General features: G+C 47.6%; 20 protein-coding genes. 8 read left to right on the top strand and 12 right to left on the bottom strand.

The annotated features are described in order from the left end of the window. Window positions 1-60: 60 nt before the first annotated feature. The 3 genes from rpmG to radC form a co-directional block, all read right to left on the bottom strand. Window positions 61-216 (bottom strand): 50S ribosomal protein L33, encoded by a 156-nt coding sequence (gene rpmG / locus L8G48_RS04335; RefSeq protein WP_006953863.1) that lies wholly within the window; start codon window positions 214-216, stop codon window positions 61-63. Window positions 217-227: 11 nt separating this feature from the next. After that, window positions 228-464, bottom strand: a complete 237-nt coding sequence (gene rpmB, locus L8G48_RS04330) for a 50S ribosomal protein L28 (RefSeq protein WP_248263392.1) — start codon at window positions 462-464, stop codon at window positions 228-230. Between the two features lie 182 nt (window positions 465-646). Further along, entirely contained in the window at window positions 647-1,321 is a 675-nt protein-coding gene (gene radC, locus L8G48_RS04325) for a RadC family protein (protein WP_248263391.1), read from the bottom strand. A gap of 122 nt (window positions 1,322-1,443) precedes the next feature. On the opposite strand from radC, the gene coaBC reads away from it, so the two are divergent. Genes coaBC through slmA form a run of 3 tightly spaced genes read left to right on the top strand, consistent with a single transcriptional unit; the run spans window position 1,444 to window position 3,791 of the window. Then, window positions 1,444-2,649, top strand: a complete 1,206-nt coding sequence (coaBC, locus tag L8G48_RS04320) for a bifunctional phosphopantothenoylcysteine decarboxylase/phosphopantothenate--cysteine ligase CoaBC (protein ID WP_248263390.1) — start codon at window positions 1,444-1,446, stop codon at window positions 2,647-2,649. 47 nt (window positions 2,650-2,696) lie between these two features. Further along, window positions 2,697-3,152, top strand: a complete 456-nt coding sequence (dut, locus tag L8G48_RS04315; protein WP_248263389.1) for a dUTP diphosphatase — start codon at window positions 2,697-2,699, stop codon at window positions 3,150-3,152. A gap of 48 nt (window positions 3,153-3,200) precedes the next feature. Beyond that, window positions 3,201-3,791 carry a nucleoid occlusion factor SlmA gene (slmA, locus tag L8G48_RS04310; RefSeq protein ID WP_248263388.1) on the top strand — a complete coding sequence of 197 codons (591 nt, stop codon included), beginning with the start codon at window positions 3,201-3,203 and terminating at the stop codon, window positions 3,789-3,791. 23 nt (window positions 3,792-3,814) lie between these two features. Here the strand turns inward: slmA and gpsA are convergent, their stop codons facing one another. The 3 genes from gpsA to L8G48_RS04295 are packed head-to-tail and all read right to left on the bottom strand — an operon-like array spanning window position 3,815 to window position 5,804. Then, window positions 3,815-4,816 (bottom strand): NAD(P)H-dependent glycerol-3-phosphate dehydrogenase, encoded by a 1,002-nt coding sequence (gene gpsA, locus L8G48_RS04305; RefSeq protein WP_248263387.1) that lies wholly within the window; start codon window positions 4,814-4,816, stop codon window positions 3,815-3,817. Between the two features lie 12 nt (window positions 4,817-4,828). Next, window positions 4,829-5,332, bottom strand: a complete 504-nt coding sequence (gene secB / locus L8G48_RS04300) for a protein-export chaperone SecB (RefSeq protein ID WP_248263386.1) — start codon at window positions 5,330-5,332, stop codon at window positions 4,829-4,831. Between the two features lie 40 nt (window positions 5,333-5,372). After that, a complete protein-coding gene (locus tag L8G48_RS04295; RefSeq protein WP_248263385.1) occupies window positions 5,373-5,804 on the bottom strand; it encodes a rhodanese-like domain-containing protein in 432 nt (143 codons plus the stop codon). A gap of 165 nt (window positions 5,805-5,969) precedes the next feature. Here L8G48_RS04295 and gpmI point away from each other — a divergent pair, with 165 nt between their 5' ends. The 3 genes from gpmI to L8G48_RS04280 are packed head-to-tail and all read left to right on the top strand — an operon-like array spanning window position 5,970 to window position 9,408. Next, window positions 5,970-7,505, top strand: a complete 1,536-nt coding sequence (gpmI, locus tag L8G48_RS04290; protein WP_248263384.1) for a 2,3-bisphosphoglycerate-independent phosphoglycerate mutase — start codon at window positions 5,970-5,972, stop codon at window positions 7,503-7,505. A 2-nt stretch (window positions 7,506-7,507) separates the two neighbouring features. Continuing rightward, entirely contained in the window at window positions 7,508-8,653 is a 1,146-nt protein-coding gene (locus L8G48_RS04285) for a murein hydrolase activator EnvC family protein (protein WP_248263383.1), read from the top strand. Further along, window positions 8,653-9,408 carry a divergent polysaccharide deacetylase family protein gene (locus L8G48_RS04280; protein ID WP_248263382.1) on the top strand — a complete coding sequence of 252 codons (756 nt, stop codon included), beginning with the start codon at window positions 8,653-8,655 and terminating at the stop codon, window positions 9,406-9,408. The genes L8G48_RS04285 and L8G48_RS04280 overlap by 1 nt, the downstream gene beginning before the upstream one ends. Here L8G48_RS04280 and L8G48_RS04275 read toward each other — a convergent pair. The 5 genes from L8G48_RS04275 to ftsY all read right to left on the bottom strand — a co-directional run bounded on the left by L8G48_RS04275 (window position 9,365) and on the right by ftsY (window position 13,617). Then, window positions 9,365-9,622, bottom strand: coding sequence for a YkgJ family cysteine cluster protein (locus L8G48_RS04275; protein WP_248263381.1), 258 nt, complete (start codon window positions 9,620-9,622; stop codon window positions 9,365-9,367). The genes L8G48_RS04280 and L8G48_RS04275 overlap by 44 nt on opposite strands. Further along, window positions 9,623-10,483, bottom strand: a complete 861-nt coding sequence (gene rpoH, locus L8G48_RS04270) for an RNA polymerase sigma factor RpoH (RefSeq protein ID WP_248263380.1) — start codon at window positions 10,481-10,483, stop codon at window positions 9,623-9,625. It abuts the gene before it with no gap. 145 nt (window positions 10,484-10,628) lie between these two features. Beyond that, the gene (gene ftsX, locus L8G48_RS04265) at window positions 10,629-11,618 is read right to left on the bottom strand and encodes a permease-like cell division protein FtsX (RefSeq protein ID WP_248263379.1); all 990 of its coding nucleotides are present in this window, start codon (window positions 11,616-11,618) and stop codon (window positions 10,629-10,631) included. Further along, window positions 11,615-12,292: a cell division ATP-binding protein FtsE gene (ftsE, locus tag L8G48_RS04260; protein ID WP_248263378.1), complete on the bottom strand. Its 678-nt coding sequence runs from the start codon at window positions 12,290-12,292 to the stop codon at window positions 11,615-11,617. Before ftsE ends, ftsX begins: the two co-directional genes overlap by 4 nt. Window positions 12,293-12,294: 2 nt before the next feature. Next, window positions 12,295-13,617, bottom strand: a complete 1,323-nt coding sequence (gene ftsY / locus L8G48_RS04255; RefSeq protein WP_248263377.1) for a signal recognition particle-docking protein FtsY — start codon at window positions 13,615-13,617, stop codon at window positions 12,295-12,297. Window positions 13,618-13,720: 103 nt separating this feature from the next. Here ftsY and rsmD point away from each other — a divergent pair, with 103 nt between their 5' ends. Then, on the top strand, window positions 13,721-14,302 hold the full coding sequence (gene rsmD, locus L8G48_RS04250; RefSeq protein WP_248263376.1) for a 16S rRNA (guanine(966)-N(2))-methyltransferase RsmD: 582 nt from the start codon (window positions 13,721-13,723) through the stop codon (window positions 14,300-14,302). Continuing rightward, entirely contained in the window at window positions 14,299-14,601 is a 303-nt protein-coding gene (locus tag L8G48_RS04245) for a DUF1145 domain-containing protein (RefSeq protein WP_248263375.1), read from the top strand. The genes rsmD and L8G48_RS04245 overlap by 4 nt, the downstream gene beginning before the upstream one ends. Here the strand turns inward: L8G48_RS04245 and L8G48_RS04240 are convergent. Beyond that, a complete protein-coding gene (locus L8G48_RS04240; RefSeq protein WP_248263374.1) occupies window positions 14,549-15,157 on the bottom strand; it encodes a YjaG family protein in 609 nt (202 codons plus the stop codon). The genes L8G48_RS04245 and L8G48_RS04240 overlap by 53 nt on opposite strands. Window positions 15,158-15,207: the final 50 nt, after the last annotated feature.

Genomic DNA, 15,207 nt, shown 5'->3' with positions numbered 1-15,207 from the left:
GGGTAGAAGACATAAAAAAACCCAGCCGAAGCTGGGTCTTTTTGTAAGCTCTGAAACCAATTACTTGATTTTAGCTTCTTTGAAGATCACGTGCTTACGAACCACTGGATCGAATTTTTTGATCTCCATTTTTTCTGGCATGGTGCGTTTGTTTTTGTCTGTGGTATAGAAATAACCTGTACCAGCAGATGACACTAAACGAATCTTATCGCGCATAATTTAGTTCCTTAAACCTTAACACCACGGCCGCGGAGATCCGCTAATACCGTATCGATACCGTTTTTATCAATGATACGCATACCTTTAGTAGAAATGCGTAACTTAACCCAACGCTTTTCGCTTTCTACCCAAAAGCGGTGCGATTGAAGGTTCGGCAGGAAGCGACGTCTCGTCGCATTGCGTGCGTGCGAGCGGTTGTTACCGACTACCGGACGCTTACCTGTAACTTGGCATAATTGTGACATGTTTCTACTCCAAAATTGCTGCAAGCTCGCCTGTCGCCCAACGTGACCTTGCCTATAAATCCGAGGGCGCATTTTATACAGCAAACTGCCCTTCTAATCAAGCTAATACGACGGAAATTTGATCATCATCGATCGTTCGGTGCGGATTTTACGTGATTTTTAATCAAACCGCCAGTGCAAAACTACAACAATCCGCGCTCTGCAAAAGAAATTGGATCGCCGGCGCCTATAACGAAATGATCCAGCAACGCGACATCAATTAAAGTCAGTGCCTTTTTCACCCGCTCAGTAACTCGCTGGTCAGCCTGACTGGGCTCTGCAACGCCCGATGGATGATTATGTGCGAGGATAACCGCAGCGGCATTATACTGCATAACCAGTTTAATTACCTCACGCGGATACACCGGCGCCGCGTTAATGGTTCCCTGAAACAATTCCTCATAACGTAACAGTCGGTGCTGGCTGTCCAGCAGCAGAAGAGCAAAGACTTCCCGCCCCTGATGACGCAGCTGCGCGGTTAAATAATCTTTCACCATGGATGGTTCAGTAAAGCCATCAGAACGCTCCAGCTGCCATTTTAGGTAGCGTCGTGACAACTCCATCACTACCTGAAGCTGATTAACCCGCGCTGGGCCAATACCTTTGCACAACAGAAGTTTTTCCGGTGTTGCGGTTAACAGCGCGCCGATACCTCCAAATTCGCTTAACAGGTAACGGGCAAAACTCACCACGTCCTGTTTCTGACTGCCACTGCCCATTAAAATAGCTAATAGTTCGGCATCGCTCAGGTAGCCTGCACCCTGACTTTGCAGTTTTTCTCGTGGTCGCTCCGAAACAGGCCATTCCTTGACGCTCATCGTTTTCTCCCTAAATCTCTGGCTAATTGTCTGGCTAATTCTGACACGAGAAGTATAACGACCATCTACCCTGTTAAAGGGTCTCATGTTATCTTTACAAGAATTAACACAGAGGGGTTCGCATGGCACAGTTGCAGAACAAACACATACTTTTAGGTATTACCGGTGGTATCGCTGCCTATAAGGCACCTGACCTGGTGCGCCGTTTGCGCGAGCAGGGCGCAGAAGTTCGTGTGGTGATGACCGACAGTGCCAAGGCGTTTGTAACCCCACTTAGCTTACAAGCGGTGTCGGGCTTTACGGTCAATGACGACTTACTTGATCCGACAGCAGAAGCCGCCATGGGCCATATTGAACTGGCACGATGGGCCGATCTCATTCTTATTGCGCCTGCAACCGCCAACACCATTGCGCGTATCGCTCACGGTTTTGCCGATGACTTGCTAAGTACGCTGGTTTTAGCCAGTAAAGCGCCACTTGCCATTGCTCCTGCAATGAATCAGCAAATGTGGGCAGCAGCCTCAGTACTGGCAAACATTGAGACTCTGCTAAGCCGCGGTGTTCAAATGATAGGCCCGGAAAGCGGCAAACAGGCCTGTGGCGATGTTGGTTACGGCCGCATGAGTGACCCTACCGAAATTGTTCAGACGTTAATTAAACAGGCACCTGAAACCCAGCAAAAATGGCAGGGTAAAACCTTCGTAATAACGGCGGGCCCAACGCGCGAGGCCATTGATCCGGTTCGCTACATCAGTAATCACAGCTCCGGAAAAATGGGTTATGCCCTGGCAGAAGCCGCAGCGCATGCCGGTGCTAACGTCATTTTAGTATCCGGCCCGACACAGCTACCAGCACCGGCCGGAGTTCAGCGAATAGACGTAGAATCCGCTGAACAAATGCTGGCTGCGGTGCAGCAACAACTACTAACTTGTGATGTGTTTATTGGCTGCGCTGCTGTATCCGACTATCGCATTGCTGAAGTGGCGACGCAAAAAATTAAAAAAGAAAAAAACGATCAGCCACCGCAGCTCAAACTGGTGCAAAACCCGGATATTGTGCAGCACGTTGCCAACGCTAAAAAACCACCCTTTACCGTGGGTTTCGCCGCTGAAACTGAAAATTTGAAAGCCAATGCGCTGCGCAAACTGGAACGGAAGCAGCTACAAATGATTGTTGCCAACGACGTCAGCCAGGCTGGGCTGGGTTTTAACAGCGACAGCAATAACGCTCTAATTTTGAGCAAGGACAGTGAGCAGTCACTTCCGACAATGAGCAAACGTGATATGGCTTTTGCCATTATTGATGCCATAGCCAAACGCTATTTTTGATAATACAGCTCCTGAAGTCAGGGCTGTAAAAAGAAAGTGAGAACTCCATGACGCAAGTCGAAGTAAAAATTTTAGATGACCGTATTGGCCAGTCTATTCCGCTTCCTGAATATGCCACCCAGGGCTCAGCCGGAATGGATTTGCGCGCGTGCCTGGATCGGCCATTGACCATTGAGCCGGGGCAAACACAGCTAATCGGCACAGGAATCGCTATGTATATTGGCGACCCTAACTACGCAGCCACCATTTTACCGCGCTCAGGTTTAGGTCATAAACACGGCCTGGTGCTGGGTAATCTAGTGGGACTTATTGACTCTGATTATCAGGGAGAACTTAAAGTTTCTTGCTGGAATCGCAGCGACAAAGCCTACACTATTGAACCCGGTGACCGCGTAGCACAACTGGTCATTCTGCCTGTTGTTCAGGCAAAGATGTCAATTGTAGATGAGTTTCACGAGAGTGATCGTGGCGAAGGTGGTTTTGGTCATTCTGGTCGTTCGTAATTCTGAACCTCCACAATTACGGCCTCTCAAATAAGGAAAGTTACTAGCATGGCAGAACAAAAACGTAACCGTCGTGAGGAAATATTACAGGCTTTAGCGGCAATGCTGGAAACCAGCCCAGGTCAGCGTATTACGACGGCCAAACTGGCGGCTAACTTAGGTGTTTCTGAAGCCGCTTTATACCGTCACTTTGCTTCAAAAGCACGCATGTTCGAAGGGCTGATTGAGTTTGTTGAAGACACCTTACTCACCCGCATTAATATGATCATGGACGAAGAAAAAGATACGCTCTCCCGTTGCTATGCTATTTTACAGTTATTATTAACCTTTGCGGAGCGTAATCCCGGTATTACACGAGTTATGACCGGTGATGCGTTAATGGGAGAGCACGACCGTTTACGTGGTCGTATGGAAGACTTATTCAATCGTATAGAAAGTTCAATTAAACAAATATTGCGCGAGAAAGCGATGCGCGAACAACAACGCTTTATTGTCGACGAAGCGGTATTAGCAAACCTGCTGCTAAGCTACGTTGATGGTAAAATCAGTCAGTTCGTTCGTTCTAACTTTAAGCGTTTACCCACCGAGCATTTGTCGGCGCAATGGCAGGTGATGGAGCAACAATTAGTCAGTGCGTAAAACGGGTTACTGTGTAAAACAGATTACTCCGTTTTACGCTGACGACTTAATAAATCAATAGCTGCCTGCTGCGGTTTTTTACCTTCGTAAAGAACCGCGTAGATTTGTTCACAAATGGGCATTTCAACGTTGTTGCGTTTAGCCAGTGCAACCACTTCACGAGTATTACGGTAACCTTCAACCGATTGCCCGATGCTTTTCAGAGCTTCCTCAACCCCTTTACCCTGACCTAAAGCCAAACCAAAACGACGATTGCGCGACTGATTGTCAGTACAGGTAAGAATTAAGTCTCCGAGCCCAGCCATACCGGTGAAAGTCTCGCTTTTACCACCGAGAGTCAGACCCAGCCGGGTCAGTTCGGCCAGTCCGCGGGTAATAAGCGCCGTACGCGCGTTAGCCCCAAAACCAATACCATCTGCCATACCGGCACCAATAGCAATCACATTTTTTACCACTCCGCCCAGTTGCACACCAATGAAATCGTTATTGGTATAAACCCGGAAGGAACGGTCACAATGTAACAGCTCGGAAAGTTCATCGACAAAGGCCTGGTTCGTCGATGACATTGAAATTGCCGTTGGCAAACCTTTGGCCATTTCAATAGCAAAAGTGGGCCCGGATAACACCGCTAACAAATGTCCCTCACCCAGAATTTCTTCTGCTACCTCATACAAAAGACGACCGCTATCAGGTTCCAGCCCTTTAGTTGCCCAGGCAACACGAGCATATTCAGCCAATAACGGTTTTGCCTGCTTCAGCATAGATGAAAAGGAATGACTCGGAACCACCATTACGACATTCTTAACATCCCGCAATGCTTCACCAAGATCAGCGGTGACCGTTAACGATTCTGGAAAAGGACAGGCCGGCAAATACTCTTCATTCTCATGCGCAGTTTGCATTACCGCTACTTTGTCGGCATCGCGCGCCCACAGTGTGGTTGGAATGCCTTTGCGGGCAAAGCAAATAGCAAGGGCGGTCCCGTAAGAGCCCGCCCCTAATACTGTCACCTGAGGTGTTTGCATTATTGTATTCGCTTACGCGTCTGCCGTTTGTTGACCTTGAGCTTGTTCAGCTTGCTGCTGCATGTGACGCTGGAAAATCGCATCAAAGTTAACAGGAGCCAGGTTCAACTGTGGGAATGTTGCACGGTTAACCAGGTTAGACACACACTCGCGAGCGTATGGGAACAAAATGTTCGGGCAGAAAGAACCCAGCATGTGAGCCAGCTGACCTTCCTGAACTTCTTCACCAATGGTGAAAATACCGGCTTGGTGTACTTCACAAAGAAAAGCAACGTCGTCTTCAACTTTGTTGGTTGCAGTTAATGTTAGTACAACTTCGTAAACACCGTCTTCAATTTTTTCGTGTTTAACATTCAAATCCAATTTCAATTCTGGCTTCCATTCCTTACGGAAAATAGCCGGAGAACTTGGCGTTTCAAATGAAATATCTTTGGCGTAAATGCGCTGAATTGCGAATTGTACTTGCTGTTGTTCGTTCTCTGCGGCAGCGCCGTTTGCTTGCTGTTCATCAGCCATGATTTTACTTCCTATTTATTTTAAGTTTTAGACGAATTTTTTATTTTTTCTGCGAAACCGGCAATTTGGCACTGCGCCATGTGTTCATACCACCTTGCAGCACACCCACTTGACTAAAGCCTTCAGCTGCTAGCTGACTGACTGCCGATTTTGCCGTCATTCCTGTTGCACAGACTACCACAATGGGGGCTTCTTTAAACTTTTCAACAGCTGAAAGTTCTTTTTCTTTAATTTTTTCCATCGGTAATGATATTGAGCCATGGATGTGCCCTTTCTTAAATTCATCCTTACTGCGAATATCAACAAAGACCCCATTACCGCGATTGACCCAAACCGTAGCCTCTTGCGGTTCTAAGTCTTTACTCGGCGACATAGCCGAGCGAACAGAGGTCACAATCAATGCGACTAACAGAACGACCCAGATACCGCTCATCATGGGATTACTTCTGACAAATTCCAATATTTCTTGCATAAGACCTACCAGTAGTCGTGGCTAACAGAAAAGAATTGCGGGTCAAGAGTATACCTGTACAAATCGCAGTTTCCAGAAAAATCTTGAGTGGATGCGTAAGCCACGGAAATCGAGTAGAATGTTGGTTAATTTCGTCACTGAAAATATCGAGCAATGAGGCCCATTATGACTCCTACGATAAAACCTTTAGTACTGTTGATTCTGGACGGCTGGGGTTACCGCGAAGATGCGCCGGATAACGCGATTACAAAAGCTAACACACCGGTAATGGATCGCTTATGGGAACACTACCCACATTGCTTAGTTGATGGTTCTGGTGCTGCCGTTGGTTTACCGGATGGGCAAATGGGCAACTCCGAGGTGGGTCATGTTAATTTAGGCGCAGGCCGAATTGTCTATCAGGACTTTACCCGCATTAGCAAAGCCATTTCTGACCGCAGTTTTTACAGCAATCCGGTACTTTGTAAGGCTTTGAACAAAGCAAAAACGGCCGAAGGTGCCGTTCATATTATGGGCTTACTGTCTCCGGGCGGGGTTCACAGTCACGAAAACCATCTCATGGCAATGGTCGAGATGGCCGCAGAGCAAGGCGCAGAGGACATTTATCTGCACGCACTTCTGGATGGTCGTGATACACCGCCAAAATCAGCACTTGCTTCTATTGAACGTTTTGAAGCGTTATTTGCACGTTTGAGAAAAGGTCGCTTTGCGACACTAAGCGGTCGTTTCTTCGCTATGGACAGGGACAAGCGCTGGGAACGCATAGAACAATCTTACAAAGCCATTTATCACGGACTTTCTGGCATTGCTTCACCAAATGCAACAGACGCTCTGGAAGACGCGTACGAGCGCGGTGAAACCGACGAGTTTGTCACACCGGTCATTATCGGCTCACCTGCGCCGGTTGCTGACGGCGATTCAGTCTTCTTTATGAACTTCCGTGCTGACCGCGCCCGCGAAATGACTCAAGCTTTTACCGATGACGAGTTTGATGGCTTTGATCGCGGTTTACGCTCAAACATCAGCGAGTTTGTTATGCTGACCCAATACGCCGACACACTAAAGGCACCCAGCGCCTTTCCACCTGAGCCATTAAATAATGTGCTGGGTGACTGGCTGGCTAAACATGACAAAACTCAGTTGCGCATTTCTGAAACGGAAAAATACGCGCATGTCACTTTTTTCTTTAGCGGTGGCCGCGAACAGGAATTTGAAGGCGAGAAACGGATGCTGATTCCTTCGCCCAAAGTAAAAACCTACGATTTACAACCAGAAATGAGCTCAGAGCAACTCACCGATGAATTGGTTGAAGCTATTGAGTCTCAAGCTTTTGACGTTGTTGTTTGCAACTACCCTAATGGCGATATGGTTGGTCACACAGGGAACTTAGACGCTGCCATGAAAGCCTGTGAAGCCGTTGACCATAGTGTCGGACGTGTCGTTTCAGCTCTGGAAGCCGTTGGTGGTGAATGTTTAATAACAGCAGATCATGGCAATGCTGAGCAGATGAGTGATGCCACAACCGGCCAGGCACACACTGCGCATACCAACGAACTGGTGCCGTTTATTTATGTTGGTCGCCCCGCCAAAGCTCAAAATGGTCGCCTGTCAGATGTCGCACCGACCATACTGCACCTTATTGGTATGGAGCAGCCTGACGAAATGACCGGCACTTCGCTTATGACGCTAAAGCAGGATTAATCATGCCACGAAAGGCGTTCTTCTTAATTTTAGTCGGGCTGACTATTGCCAGCCCGACTTTAGCGCAAGATTATAGCGAGGACGATAAAGCCTCAACCGAAGCCGAAATTCAAGCGGTTAACGAAGAGCTTGCGGAGCGTATTAAAGCTATAGAAGAACGCAGTAGCACACTGAATTCAACCGAACGGCAACTGCGGGATCTGGAAATCAAAACAGCAGAAATCGCCGGCTCATTACGCCACACTCAAACCGAACTTAAGAAAATTAATCAACAAATTACGGATTCTCAGCAACGCCGTAAAGAGCTTCAGCAGAAACAAAAGCAACAAGTGGCTTTGCTGGAAGACCAACTGGTTTCCGCTTATATGAACGGAAACCACGATTTCCTTAAAATGCTGTTAAATCAGCAAGATCCGGCGCAATTTGAAAGAATGCTGAGTTATTACCAATATTTGAACACCGCAAGAGTCGAGGAAATTAAAGTCATACGGCACACGCAAGCAGAAATTACCGCCTTGGCTGAAAAGCTGAAACAACAGCAAAACCAATTAGCAAGCCTAAAGCAGCGACAGCAAAAGCAACGTGCTCAACTTGAACAGCAACAGCACCAACAAAAAGATAAGTTAGCAGAGCTACAGCAGCAACAACGCAAAGATCGTTCCCGGGTTAATGAATTGGAGCAAAGCCGCGAACAACTGGAGCAGGTGTTAAGTGCCATTGAAAACGCATTAGCCCAGCAAAAAGATGTTCGGCTGGTTGGCCTGCAAGCGGTAAAAAAACAACTTAACTGGCCCAGCAGCGGCGACGTCAAACGCTTATTTGGAAAACGCCGGGAAGGCCCGGTTAACTGGAAAGGCGTGTTAATAGAAGGCAGTAACGGGCAACCGGTTCGTTCTATCGCAAATGGCCGAGTGGTTTATGCTGACTGGTTACGAGGGTTTGGTTTAGTCATTGTTGTTGATCACGGCGAGAGCTATATGAGCCTCTATGGCCACAATCAAACCTTAACTAAGGCGGTTGGTGAAAAAGTCCGTAAGGATGAAGAAATTGCGCTAATGGGCCAATCCGGTTCTCGTAATAAACCCGCTCTGTATTTTGAAATACGCCATCAGGGGCGTCCACAAAATCCAAGCAACTGGATACATTAATGTTAAGGTTTCTTACGACTCTGGGGTTACTGGTTTTTCTGGCGAGCCCGGTTTACGCCAATAAAGTCGCTATTGTCATTGACGATATGGGTAATAGTAAAAGTGATTTAAGAGCGGCTCTTTTACCCGGTAATCTCAGTTTTGCAGTCCTTCCTTACACACCTTACGCCCGTGCTTTTGCTTTGCGCGCTCATCATCAGAAAAAACAAGTGCTGTTGCATATGCCAATGGAAGCTATTGAGAATAGCCGTCCGGGGCCCGGGGTAGTAACTGCCGATATGACCAGCACTCAAATTAAGTTGCGACTGGTTAACGCGCTCGATTCCATTCCCTATGTGGCTGGAGTGAACAATCATATGGGGAGTAAGTTGACTCAGCTGGCGGTTCCTATGCAGGCAATTATGGAAACTTTAGCCTCTCGTCAACTTTTCTTTATTGACAGCCGAACCTCAGAATTTAGTGTGGCTGAACAGATTGCCGGAGAGTTTGGCGTGAAAAGCTCGCGCCGCCACGTATTTCTGGATAACGAAGTTAATGAGCGCTACCTACAACAGCAGTTTAGTCAATTGCTGGGAATGGCCAGAAAAAACGGCCAGGCTATTGGTATTGCGCATCCCTACCCGGAAACCTTGAACTTTTTGCAACAACACCTGCCCCAATTAGAGAAGCAAGGAATTGAACTGGTGTTTGTATCCGAATTAACAAAATTCACTAACCAGAATGGGTATCTTCTTCCAGTGACGTCAGCAAAATAATTGCCTGGTCGCGAGTATCACCACAAACATCCTTATCTGCTGAAAATTCACCACACACTTGCGGGCGCTCTGGCTTACCGAACAGGCGACACAAATTATCATCGTCAAGTTGGACACAACGCACACCCGCCGGTTTGCCATTTGGCATACCGGGGATGGGAGAACTAATTGAGGGGGCTATGCAGCAAGCACCGCAACCAATGCGGCACTTCATTTAGGTCATTGCGTGACGAAGTTTTTTCATCGCGTTTTGTTCAAGTTGGCGAACACGCTCTGCCGACACTTCATATTTTGCGGCTAAGTCATGCAGCGTGGTTTTATCTTCCGCTAACCAACGAGCCTGGACGATATCCTGACTGCGTTCGTCCAGATGACCCATAGCACCCAGAAGCTTCTGCTGCGTATGGCTCTCGTAGTCTTCAGCTTCAATTTCTGCCGCCAGGTCTGAACGCTTGTCTTCTAAATACATTGCCGGCGAATAGGCACTGCCTTCTTTTGAATCATCATCGTCTGAACTCAACTCAAACGCCTGATCATGAGCACTCATGCGAGATTCCATTTCCTGCACTTCTTTGGTGCTGACACCCAGTTCGCTAGCGACGGTTTCAACTTCTTTCTGGCTGAACCAACCTAAACGTTTTTTCATTTTACGCAAATTAAAGAACAACTTACGTTGTGCTTTGGTGGTCGCCACTTTAACAACGCGCCAGTTACGCAGCACGTATTCATGAATTTCTGCTTTAATCCAGTGAACGGCAAATGATACCAGGCGCACACCAAATGATGGGTCAAAGCGTTTAACGGCCTTCATTAAGCCAATATTGCCTTCCTGAATTAAATCAGCTTGTGGCAAACCATAACCAGAGTAACTACGGGCTACGTGCACCACAAAGCGGAGATGCGACATGATGAGCTCTTTCGCAGCATCAAGGTCACTGTTCTCATAAAGCCTTGTTGTCAACACCTTTTCTTTTTCGGCGGTGAGCATGGGAATACGGTTGGCTGACTGAATATAGCCGTCCAGTCCTCCCCCTTGGGGAACCGATAATGCCATAGTGTTTAATTCAGTGCTCATTTAACAACCTCTACTTAAAATACCGACTTAAATTACTGCTTTTCAGCCAGCTTTTAAGACCCTTTTTGAGTCTAAAAGTTCTATTATGATCGTTGTTGATCAGGTAATTTAGTATAACTAAGCCTATAGCTTTCGCAACCCTATTTTATTCAGGTTCAATGCTCTGTATGTGACGTCTTACAGCCAAATAAGAACCGGCTAAACCTAACCCAACAGCAACCAACCATACAATCAATAATTCGCCTAAGGTCAGACCGTTTAGTTGAAACGGCGTTTCGTAGAGTTCCGTCAATTCTACTACGGCGCTTTCGACCCACCAGATCAACAACGCTGTTGCCAAAAAGGCTACCAATCCACCAATAATTCCGTACCATACCCCAGTGTATAGAAACGGCCGCTGAATAAAGGCGTTAGTAGCCCCAACCAGCTTCATCACCATAATTTCGTCACGCTTAGAAAGAATATTTAATCGAATTGTATTGCCAACAATAAGCACTACTGACAAGCAAAGCACCACAGCCAGAGCACCCAAAATGTCTTCAATTAAATTGAGAATACCCTGTAGGCGATTAAGCCAGTCTAAGTCCATTTTTGCGTAAGCTACTTCACGCTGCTTTTCCAGCCGGTTGAGTAATTCTTCGGCACGTTGAGGTGAGCGATGCGATTCCGCCGGAATTACGACCAAAACATCGGGCAATGGGTTTGACGACAAATAATCCAGCGTTTCGCCAAAACCAGACTGCGTTTTAAATTCTTTTAACCCCTGCTCTTTCGGAATTAACGTTACGGACTTAACGCCCTCTGAGAGTTCGGTCTGGGTTTTTAGTGTGTCAATTTCAGATTGCTGCAAGTCCTTTCTTAAAAACAAGGTCACTTCGGAGGCTTGCTGCCAGTTATCGGCAATAGTGCTGGTATTTTTTACCAGAACATAAAGCGATGACGGTAAAGTCAGGCTCAGTCCCAGCACCGCCATGGTCATAAACGAAGCAAACGGGTTACGCCACAACTCGCCTAAGCTGGCTATTGCCTGCTGAGCGTGATGCACCGGCACCATAATTAAACGGCGCCACCAGGGCAAGCGCCCGCGACTACTGGCACCTTTCTCGATGCTGCGATTACGGAACAATAAACTCATAGTTCACCGTCCTCCAGACCATCATTAATCATACGTCCGTCTTTTAAGGTTAAGGTGCGGTAACGCAGGCGTGCAATCAGCCCTAAATCATGAGTTGCTATTAATACCGCAACACCCACTTTATTAAATTCTTCAAATAAGCGAATAATTTCCATCGATAATTTAGGATCCAGATTACCGGTAGGCTCATCCGCCAGCAGCAAAGGCGGCTTTGTGACAATGGCGCGGGCAATACCGACACGTTGCTGTTCGCCGCCGGACAGCATATACGGATAATGTTTTGCTTTGTCCGCTATACCGACTTTTTCCAGTGCCGCAACCACCCGTTTGCGGGCTTCTTGCACGCTGTAACCTTCTATAATTAAAGGCAACGCCACGTTATCAAAAATGGTTTTATCCATCAGCAAACGGTGATCTTGAAAAATCATACCAATGTCACGGCGTACATAAGGCACTTGCGCAGGTTTAATTTTGCGCAGGTCGTGCCCGTTAATCAGTACCCGGCCTGCGGTTGGCCTTTCCATTAAGCTAATCAGTTTAAGCAAAGTACTTTTACCCGCACCGGAATGGCCGGTTAAAAATGCCATTTCGCCCGGCTGCACATGAAAGTCCACGTGGCTTAACGCCTGATGGCCTCCCCGGTAAGTTTTACTGACTTGCTCAAAGCGGATCATGATTAGCTCGCTGTGGTTTGTTCTGATTCCTCTACGTTACGGTCAAATAGCGCCGCTATAAAGTCTTTTGCTACAAATGGACGTAAATCTTCTAAACTTTCACCAACACCAATATAACGAATCGGAATAGCGAATTGATCCGCTACCGCAAATATCACACCGCCTTTTGCCGTACCATCCAGTTTGGTCATCACAATACCCGATACCCCTACCGCTTCGGTAAAGAGTTTTGCCTGACTCATCGCATTTTGACCGGTGCCGGCATCCAGGGTCAGCATCACTTCATGCGGTGCTTCCGGATCGAGTTTTTTCATTACGCGAACCAGCTTTTTCAACTCTTCCATTAAGTTCGCTTTATTTTGTAAGCGGCCGGCGGTATCGGCAATCAGTACGTCGACGTCTCGCGCCTTCGCTGCCTGCAAGGCGTCATACAATACAGAGGCGCTGTCAGCCCCGGTATGCTGAGCAATAACCGGAATATCATTACGTTCGCCCCACACCTGCAATTGCTCAACCGCCGCAGCACGGAAAGTATCCCCCGCCGCCAGCATCACCGATTTACCTTCGGCTTTAAACTGCTTGGCAAGCTTGCCAATGGTGGTGGTTTTGCCCACACCGTTCACACCGGTCATTAAAATGACATAGGGCGAGTCGGACTCGGGTATTTCCAGACGCTTGTCGACCGGTTTCAGAATCTCGGCTAACTGCTCCTGCAGCAATTCGTACAACGCTTCTGCGTCTTTTAACTGCTTACGGTCAGCCTGCTTTGTCAGGTTATCGATAATTTTGGTGGTGGTTGCCACCCCCAGGTCAGCCATTAACAACTGTGTTTCCAGTTCTTCGAACAGGTCGTCATCAATTTTCTTACCGCGAAATACGCCAATAAGACCGGAGCCAATAGAGCCGGAAGTTCTGCGTAAGCCCTGGGTTAGTCGTGCCCAGAAACCTTTCTTTTCGCCTTTCTCTTTTGGTGCGGCTTCTGGTTCTGGCTTAGATTCTGGCGTTTCTTCGACTATGGGCTCAGGCTCGGCAACCGGTTCAGGTTGAGCCGCTTCTTTCGCTTCGGGAGCGTATTTTGCCGCATGTGATTCTGCTGTCACTTGCGCACAGTCATCTGCGGCACTGGGTAATTCTTCGCGCCTCTCAGTTGGTTCAGGTGCCAGCTCAGTCTGATGTTCGGGTTCCGGCTTAACTTCCGACTCCGGCTTCGTTTCTGATTCAGACTCTGGCTGCTCCTGTTCTTCTACTACCGCATCTTCTTTCTTTTCTTTGGCTTCAGGTGCCTTCTCATTACGCTTCTTCTTAAACAGCGAAAACATCGACATATTGGTTTCCTTGGAACTGACACGCAGGAATCGTTAAACTATAGGCTTTAGTTTACCATGCCGTTAACAAACTGACGACGGTCTGAATAAAGGAAGCCACAGAGTGAGAAAAAAACGCCAGACAAGCGCCAGCGGCGACTATCGAATTATTGGCGGACAATGGCGGGGCCGACGTTTACCGGTTGCTGACAGCCCGGGCTTACGTCCTACCACCGACCGGGTTCGCGAAACCCTTTTCAACTGGCTGCAATGGGATATCAGCGACGCCCGGGTACTGGATTTATTTGCCGGCAGCGGCAGCTTAGGCTTTGAAGCGGCATCGCGCGGTGCGGCTCGGGTGACTCTGGTGGAAGCAGTAAACTCCGTTAGCCAACAACTGCAAAATAATGTGACGCTGTTAAAGACCGAGGTTGTTGAAGTTATCACGTACGAAGCTTTAGGCTGGCTCGAAACACAATCAGCAACACCCTATGACATGGTTTTTATCGACCCGCCATTTCGTCAAGGGCTGGCCGATAGAACGTTACAACTGCTGGATCAAGGAAATTGGCTGGCAGCAGACAACACCGTTTATCTGGAAACCGAAAAAGAATGGCCGTTAAAATTACCAGCAAACTGGCGTGTCACTAAAGAAAAGACACACGGACAAGTTTGCTTTCGCTTACTGACTAAGGACATAGCATGAAAGTTATTATTATTGCCGGCAAAGTTGTTTTTGCCCTTATATGGCTAGGCCTTTTTGCTCTGCTTGCCGGTGCAAACGGCGAGCTAAGCACTCAATCCATTGGTTTGCTCAGCCTGTTATTAGCCATTGTGATTATCACGCATTTGCTGTTACTCGGCATTTTTGTTGCCACCATGAAAGAGTTATACCCTTGGCGCAAAGGCGACAGTTGGCAAATTCTGGCGTTCGGTATTTTTGCCTGGCTGTCTATTCTTCAGCGTCCAAAGCCAGACCAAGATTCGACACCCCCTCGTCTTTAAGCATCATTTTAAGCTGACTGACTAATGCACGGTTAACCGCAGGCTGTTGCTCAAGGAAATTGATCATGGCCTGCTGAATGGCAATTTCGTACTCCATCAGCTCATGGTTCTGAACGTGCTCTTTTAACTCTTCAGTGCCCACTGCCTCGGCGTCATTAAGTTCAATAAACTTCGCCACACTGGCCTGGGATATTTTAGCCACGTCAAGGAAGTTGGCGGCATTATCGTCCAACAAGCCCTGCAATAGGGTACTCAGAGCGGTACAGGCATCCATTGCAGGATAAACACCTAACATGTCATGCCCATGCTCACTGGGCGTTTGCTCATCAACCTTCTCCTGCCAACGAGAAAAGTTTACCTTGGTTTTTTTAGGGTTCGCGATCCAGTCCCAGCAAGCGTTTAAGGTACCGTGCAAGGGCTTGCTGTCACCAAAGCCGGTTAACTGGTGAAAGAAGTCGTAGTTCGGAACCATGCGTTCACACAAGTATAACGCCATCACAATTTGTTGTTCTTGCGGCAGTTGGCGTATGCGCTGAAAGGTATCGAGTTGACTCACGTTCTGGCTCCAGACAGTGTATGCTTATCACTGTGTCGTTTTATTTATTG

Source organism: Idiomarina aminovorans (assembly GCF_023155095.1).
Lineage (GTDB): Bacteria > Pseudomonadota > Gammaproteobacteria > Enterobacterales > Alteromonadaceae > Idiomarina > Idiomarina aminovorans.
Note: the sequence above shows the minus strand (reverse complement) of the source record. Positions and strands in the feature narration are given on the sequence as shown.

Excerpts from the sequence above, each read along its gene's own strand:
- rpmG (WP_006953863.1), bottom strand. The coding sequence starts at position 216 with ATGCGCGATAAGATTCGTTTAGTGTCATCTGCTGGTACAGGTTATTTC.
- rpmB (WP_248263392.1), bottom strand. The coding sequence starts at position 464 with ATGTCACAATTATGCCAAGTTACAGGTAAGCGTCCGGTAGTCGGTAAC.
- radC (WP_248263391.1), bottom strand. The coding sequence starts at position 1,321 with ATGAGCGTCAAGGAATGGCCTGTTTCGGAGCGACCACGAGAAAAACTG.
- coaBC (WP_248263390.1), top strand. The coding sequence starts at position 1,444 with ATGGCACAGTTGCAGAACAAACACATACTTTTAGGTATTACCGGTGGT.
- dut (WP_248263389.1), top strand. The coding sequence starts at position 2,697 with ATGACGCAAGTCGAAGTAAAAATTTTAGATGACCGTATTGGCCAGTCT.
- slmA (WP_248263388.1), top strand. The coding sequence starts at position 3,201 with ATGGCAGAACAAAAACGTAACCGTCGTGAGGAAATATTACAGGCTTTA.
- gpsA (WP_248263387.1), bottom strand. The coding sequence starts at position 4,816 with ATGCAAACACCTCAGGTGACAGTATTAGGGGCGGGCTCTTACGGGACC.
- secB (WP_248263386.1), bottom strand. The coding sequence starts at position 5,332 with ATGGCTGATGAACAGCAAGCAAACGGCGCTGCCGCAGAGAACGAACAA.
- L8G48_RS04295 (WP_248263385.1), bottom strand. The coding sequence starts at position 5,804 with ATGCAAGAAATATTGGAATTTGTCAGAAGTAATCCCATGATGAGCGGT.
- gpmI (WP_248263384.1), top strand. The coding sequence starts at position 5,970 with ATGACTCCTACGATAAAACCTTTAGTACTGTTGATTCTGGACGGCTGG.
- L8G48_RS04285 (WP_248263383.1), top strand. The coding sequence starts at position 7,508 with ATGCCACGAAAGGCGTTCTTCTTAATTTTAGTCGGGCTGACTATTGCC.
- L8G48_RS04280 (WP_248263382.1), top strand. The coding sequence starts at position 8,653 with ATGTTAAGGTTTCTTACGACTCTGGGGTTACTGGTTTTTCTGGCGAGC.
- L8G48_RS04275 (WP_248263381.1), bottom strand. The coding sequence starts at position 9,622 with ATGAAGTGCCGCATTGGTTGCGGTGCTTGCTGCATAGCCCCCTCAATT.
- rpoH (WP_248263380.1), bottom strand. The coding sequence starts at position 10,483 with ATGAGCACTGAATTAAACACTATGGCATTATCGGTTCCCCAAGGGGGA.
- ftsX (WP_248263379.1), bottom strand. The coding sequence starts at position 11,618 with ATGAGTTTATTGTTCCGTAATCGCAGCATCGAGAAAGGTGCCAGTAGT.
- ftsE (WP_248263378.1), bottom strand. The coding sequence starts at position 12,292 with ATGATCCGCTTTGAGCAAGTCAGTAAAACTTACCGGGGAGGCCATCAG.
- ftsY (WP_248263377.1), bottom strand. The coding sequence starts at position 13,617 with ATGTCGATGTTTTCGCTGTTTAAGAAGAAGCGTAATGAGAAGGCACCT.
- L8G48_RS04245 (WP_248263375.1), top strand. The coding sequence starts at position 14,299 with ATGAAAGTTATTATTATTGCCGGCAAAGTTGTTTTTGCCCTTATATGG.